Annotated in this window: 6 protein-coding genes; all 6 read left to right on the forward strand. The window is 72.2% G+C overall.

The genetic code is table 11. The features are described from left to right. The first annotated feature begins 611 nt into the window (after positions 1-611). The 6 genes from AOK18_RS00010 (at position 612) to AOK18_RS00030 (ending at position 2,783) form a co-directional block, all read left to right on the forward strand. Positions 612-863 carry a hypothetical protein gene (locus tag AOK18_RS00010; RefSeq protein WP_157864976.1) on the forward strand — a complete coding sequence of 84 codons (252 nt, stop codon included), beginning with the start codon at positions 612-614 and terminating at the stop codon, positions 861-863. Positions 864-910: 47 nt separating this feature from the next. Continuing rightward, on the forward strand, positions 911-1,513 hold the full coding sequence (locus tag AOK18_RS00015; protein WP_055692866.1) for a hypothetical protein: 603 nt from the start codon (positions 911-913) through the stop codon (positions 1,511-1,513). A gap of 146 nt (positions 1,514-1,659) precedes the next feature. Continuing rightward, the gene (locus AOK18_RS00020) at positions 1,660-1,983 is read left to right on the forward strand and encodes a MazG-like family protein (protein ID WP_055692867.1); all 324 of its coding nucleotides are present in this window, start codon (positions 1,660-1,662) and stop codon (positions 1,981-1,983) included. Then, positions 1,983-2,243 carry a hypothetical protein gene (locus AOK18_RS00025; protein WP_055692868.1) on the forward strand — a complete coding sequence of 87 codons (261 nt, stop codon included), beginning with the start codon at positions 1,983-1,985 and terminating at the stop codon, positions 2,241-2,243. Before AOK18_RS00020 ends, AOK18_RS00025 begins: the two co-directional genes overlap by 1 nt. Positions 2,244-2,367: 124 nt before the next feature. After that, positions 2,368-2,538: a hypothetical protein gene (locus tag AOK18_RS32730; protein ID WP_157864977.1), complete on the forward strand. Its 171-nt coding sequence runs from the start codon at positions 2,368-2,370 to the stop codon at positions 2,536-2,538. Continuing rightward, positions 2,535-2,783, forward strand: coding sequence for a helix-turn-helix domain-containing protein (locus AOK18_RS00030; protein ID WP_079104763.1), 249 nt, complete (start codon positions 2,535-2,537; stop codon positions 2,781-2,783). Before AOK18_RS32730 ends, AOK18_RS00030 begins: the two co-directional genes overlap by 4 nt. The last annotated feature ends 132 nt before the right edge of the window (positions 2,784-2,915 follow it).

Genomic DNA, 2,915 nt, shown 5'->3' on the forward strand with positions numbered 1-2,915 from the left:
TGGGGCCAGACCCCGGCGTGCACCAATCACGCCGGGGTCTGGCCCCAACCTACCCACCCCGCAGGAGGCACCTGTGCAGTCTCGAACAGCCATCCCAGACCAGGCCGTGGCTGATGCGGCGATCGACCATGCCGTCCGTTGCTGGACCGTCTTCGCCCGGGAGCGCGGTTTCCAGGCCCGCCTGTCCGGCTGGGAGTCGGGTGCGGCGGCTGATGGGAGGCCGCTGGTGTCCGCTCAACTGGTCGGCCCGGACGGCGTGGACGCATTGATGAGGTTCGTCAGCGTGCCCGAGCACTGGCGGCCCCTCGCGGCGGATGATCTGCGGCCCGCGTTCGACTACAGCGTCCCGGGCCGTGTGGTGTGCGTGTGGCGGGCTGCGGGTGTGTGGGTGGAGGTCTGGCACCCCGAACCTGCCCCGGCCCCTCCAGCGCCCGCACAGGCCCCTTCCCGGGCGTCTGCCGACGCATCCCGCCGACTCCTCGGCGCGCGGCTCCCGTTCACCCGCGGCAGCGGACAGCACCCCGAGGCCGCCGCGAGAGGGACCGGTGCCGCCGGAAACCCCGCCCCATGACCCCGCTGACCTGCACCGCACCCACCACCCGGAGGACACCGTGACCGACACCGGCCACCACACCCACGACTCCCCGACCCTGCAAATCACCGTCGTCCGGTGGCCGCATGCCAGTGACGACCCCAGCCGGGTCACGCTCCAGCCCGGCGACTGGATCCTCCGCGGCATCGTTCGCGCGCCCGCCGTTCCGGCCGGCCCGGACGCTCTGCGTCGGGTGCTGGAGTACGCGCTCGCCACCCTCGACCACGCCGAACAGGGCCCGGACGCCCACCTGGACGACCCCGACGCCTGACCACCCCTCCCGGCTGTCCCGCCCCGGGCAGCCCGAAAGGATTCCCGATGACCGACCAGACCGCCGACGACCTCACGGAGCCGGACAACCCGGCTGCATGGGCGCTCGCCCGTCACATCGCCGACCACCCCGTCAGCACGATCCAAGCCGCTTTCCGGTACCTGAATGCGCCGCTGACGATCGAGGTGCGCGAGCCCGCCTCGTCTGCTGGGCAGGCGCCCGTCACCGACCAGACCGCCCTCCGTGACCGCATCGCCGCCGACGCCGTACAGCGCGCCCTCGGTGTGCTCCGCGTCTGGCGCGACGAGCGTGAGATCGGCCCCGAAGCCGCACGCCTGCTGTACGAGGTCGGCGCCGCGCTCACCGACGACAACCCGGACCCGAGCCGCATGGCCGACGAGACGCAGCCCGCCGAGGCCGACGACACCCTGCACGCTTGCCCCGGCCGTTGGGGCGGACCGAACTGCCGCTGCTTCGACACCGACGAGACGCAGCCCGCCCCGCACTCCTGCTCGAACTGTGAGGGCGTCGACCCCGGCACCTGCCTGATGAACCCGAGCCGCCCGAAGCGTCCGCCGATGGACCCGGTGCACATCCTCGGCATCGGGGCGCAGCAGGACGACACCCGCCCGCCCTCTCCGCCCGCCTGACGTCCGTGAGAGGCCCTGAGTGTGCGTAGGAGCGCCTCTCGCCCCCTCCGGTGGCTCCGCGTCGCCGGAGGGGCCCACGAAGCCTCACAGGGGCCGCGTAGCCCCTCACCCTCGCCCGCAGCCAAACACCCCCGAAAGGAACGAACATGCTCACTTCCGACCAGTGGTCCACGATCCGCGCCCTCGTCGCCTGGCTCGACGCCCAGAACGGGCGCAGCGAGCAGGAGACCACTCTCCGCATCCTGAAGCTGACCGAGGAGGCCGGCGAGGTTGCTCAGGCGTGGATCGGTGTGCAGGGCCAGAACCCGCGGAAGGGTGTCACTCACGACCGCGGTGACGTGGCGGACGAACTCGTTGACGTCATCGTCACCGCGGCGGTCGCGCTCGCCTCGATCACCGGTGATCCGGCCGCGCACCTCGACGCCAAGCTCGCGAAGATCGCCGCCCGCTCGCAGGCGGTGGACGCCTGATGCCCCGCGTGATCCGAGCCCGAGACGTCGACGCGGTGCTCGAGTCGTACCCGCCGTCCGAGTGGACCGACGAGGGCTGGCTGCCCGGCTGGCGTACCGCCCAGTCCGGCCGCCGTCAGGTCAACGTCTTCCACGACGGGCCCGGCGAGAAGACCGGCCTCGAGAAGTACGCCCTTGAGCTGCAGGCGGCCGGCTTCCACGTCGTGCCCGACCAACAGCCCGACGGCGGACGGCGCCGCCTCCACATCACCCGCCCCTGACCCTGCCGGGGCCGCTCCCGCTCAACCTCGGCAGCGGCCCCGCACCCCACCAGCTACCCGACCTGGAGGAACCCATGACCACACCCGCCGACATGCCGGCCGCCCAGACCAGCGGGGAGGCCCGATGAGTTCGCCGCGACGCCCGGTCGCCCGGGAACTCCTCACCTCCAGCTCCGAGGAGCTGCTGGCGACCGTGTTCGCGGGCCAGGTGCGGGCCGCCGTGATCGAACGCGCACTGCGGCGGATGGCCGCGGCTGAGATCCGCGCCCGACGAGGCACCCGGAGGGAACCGTGAGATCCCAACTGCTGACCGCCCGCCGCCGGCTCGTCTTGGAGCTGGTCGCCAACGGCTACACCAGTACGCAGATCGGTCGTCGTCTCGGCATTCACCGGAACACGGTCGACCGGCACCTCGCCGAGATCTTCCGAGTCCTCGGTGCCCGCGACCGGGCCAACGCCGTCGCCATCGCGCTCGCAGTCGGCGAACTCGACACCCACCAGATCCACATCCCCGACCAGCAGCGAGAGGCGGCAGCATGACCGGCCCTCTGTGTGGAGCACGCCACCGCGAGTACCCCGAGACCCTGTGTACCGAGCTGACCGGCCACGACCAGGCCGACGACAGCCCGCACACCGGACTCCTCATCATCGACGGCCGGGAAGCCGGAGCCG

Origin of the sequence: Streptomyces prasinopilosus, assembly GCF_001419695.1 — a bacterium.
GTDB lineage: Bacteria > Actinomycetota > Actinomycetes > Streptomycetales > Streptomycetaceae > Streptomyces > Streptomyces prasinopilosus.

Excerpts from the sequence above, each read along its gene's own strand:
- AOK18_RS00015 (WP_055692866.1), top strand. The coding sequence starts at position 911 with ATGACCGACCAGACCGCCGACGACCTCACGGAGCCGGACAACCCGGCT.
- AOK18_RS00020 (WP_055692867.1), top strand. The coding sequence starts at position 1,660 with ATGCTCACTTCCGACCAGTGGTCCACGATCCGCGCCCTCGTCGCCTGG.
- AOK18_RS00025 (WP_055692868.1), top strand. The coding sequence starts at position 1,983 with ATGCCCCGCGTGATCCGAGCCCGAGACGTCGACGCGGTGCTCGAGTCG.
- AOK18_RS32730 (WP_157864977.1), top strand. The coding sequence starts at position 2,368 with ATGAGTTCGCCGCGACGCCCGGTCGCCCGGGAACTCCTCACCTCCAGC.